2 protein-coding genes are annotated in these 1,557 nt (G+C 43.4%); one reads left to right on the top strand and one right to left on the bottom strand.

The annotated features are described in order from the left end of the window. Window positions 1–1,045: 2'-O-glycosyltransferase CruG (cruG, locus tag IQ242_RS24435; RefSeq protein WP_193961736.1), on the top strand; the 1,045-nt coding region annotated here is incomplete at its 5' end. Between the two features lie 262 nt (window positions 1,046–1,307). Here cruG and IQ242_RS24430 read toward each other — a convergent pair. Continuing rightward, the coding region (locus IQ242_RS24430) for a restriction endonuclease subunit S (protein WP_193961735.1) at window positions 1,308–1,557 on the bottom strand (250 nt) is incomplete at its 5' end.

The following is a 1,557-nucleotide window of genomic DNA, read 5'->3' as shown; positions in this document are numbered from 1 at the left end:
GTTAGGGACAGTAAGCGTGATTGTGCCGACGTTAAACGAAGTGGCCAGGATTGACGGTTGTTTAAGGGGATTGAGTCAACAGAGTTACGAAGTGCGAGAAATTCTGATTGTCGATAGCAATTCCCAAGATGGTACGCGGGAAAAAGTCAAAGAGATAGCGGCAAAAGACCCCCGCTTTCGCTTGAAAACCGATTATCCTTTGCCCCCCGATTGGGTAGGTCGTCCCTGGGCGTTACACAATGGTTTTTTGTTTAGTTCTCCTAAAAGTGACTGGATTTTGGGCATTGATGCCGATACCCAACCCCAAGCAAATTTAGTGGCTAGTTTAGTTAAAGCTGCGATCGCAGAAGGTTACGATTTAGTTTCCCTGTCGCCGCAATTTATCCTCTCCTATCCGGGAGAATGGTGGTTACAGCCGGCTTTATTGATGACTTTGCTCTATCGCTTTGATGCGGCCGGAGTGCGCGGGCAAGATCCCCAACGAATCATGGCCAATGGTCAATGTTTTCTCTGCCGGCGGTCAGTTTTAGCGGCTTTAGACGGTTATAGCGGGGCAAAAGGTTCTTTTTGCGATGATGTCACCCTCGCCCGTCTAGCGGCAACGAAAGGCTATCGGGTGGGATTTCTCGATGGGGCGAAGTTGATTCGCGTGCGGATGTACGAAGGACTTAAGGAAACTTGGCGCGAATGGGGCAGATCCCTTGACCTCAAAGATGCCTCCTATCAGGGGCAATTATGGGGCGATTTAGCCTTATTAGCTCTTACTCAGGGATTACCGATAATTATCACCCCTTTACTGCTCACAGCTTTGATTTTTGGCTACAATTTCCTGAGTTTAAAAATTGTCTTGACTTTAAACCTGCTGCTGTTATTGATTCGTTTTGCCCTTTTATTGGCTGTCTCTCCTAGCTACTATCGGGGCGAAAAAGTCAATCTATCTTCAGGATTATTTTGGCTATCTCCCCTAGCGGATCCGCTGGCAGTTATCCGCATTTTTATCTCTGCTTTTACCCGTCCCCAAAGTTGGCGCGGTCGATTGTATTAAAAATGTTAGGGTGAAGACCCTCAGTTTCGTAGAAACCCAACTTTAAGGGTTTCTTTTATGAAAGTTTGCCTGAGATTTTCTCCTTTTTAAGTAGGTAGGCGTTAAAAATTATCAGACACCACCCTTATCAAGGGTAGGGTTGATTCATGAATCAACCCTACCTTATCAAGGGGGGATCAAGGGGGGATTAAAGGCAAAATCCATTTTTAATTTAATTATAACCAGCTACTTAATTTAATGGTTTTCAAGATAAATTAGGCTTTTAGTCATCACCTAAAATCATGGCTTCGACTTCCTGTTTAGCTTTTTCTAGGTCGTCTTTGGCTTGTTGTTGGAGTTGTTTGGCTTGATTACGAATTGCTGTGATATGCTCACTAATTTCGATTTGTTTTTCAAGAGGAGGTAAAATAATAGGAAGAGATTTATATTCTTCAGAATTAATATTTGACTGAACAGCATAACGAGATATGGCATCTACCCACATTTTATAAATTTTTGAGTGACAATAGTAA

Origin of the sequence: Microcystis sp. LEGE 08355 (assembly GCF_015207185.1) — a bacterium.
GTDB lineage: Bacteria > Cyanobacteriota > Cyanobacteriia > Cyanobacteriales > Microcystaceae > Microcystis > Microcystis panniformis.
This window is presented reverse-complemented; position numbering and strand designations above follow the sequence as displayed.